This is a genomic window from Peribacillus sp. SIMBA_075 (assembly GCF_046534585.1).
The window spans coordinates 1-247 of the sequence record NZ_JAWRYN010001279.1; the positions used below are offsets into that span (position 1 = coordinate 1).

A 247-nucleotide genomic window follows, 5' to 3' on the forward strand; every position below is an offset into this window, starting at 1 on the left:
TTGCAATGATGCCTTATATTGATATCGGCGTATCTTTGGGAAGTGATCTAGGTACTAAATATGAAGATGTACTTAAAATCTTTAACGAATTTGGCATAGATATCCCTCTGACGAATTCAATGAAACAAGATCCTGCTGTCCTTCAAGGGATAAAGGATTTTGAGGGGCTGATGAAAACAAGAATTGACGGATTGCTTTTAAATGATGTTGTCACAGGATATGGTGTTGCATTTTCGGCAGATGAAGC

The 247-nt window shown here is 37.7% G+C and carries 1 pseudogene; it reads left to right on the forward strand.

Annotation, left to right across the window (positions count from 1 at the left end):
* Window positions 1–247 (forward strand): annotated as a pseudogene (locus SB775_RS32465) (Glu/Leu/Phe/Val dehydrogenase); the annotation flags it as partial.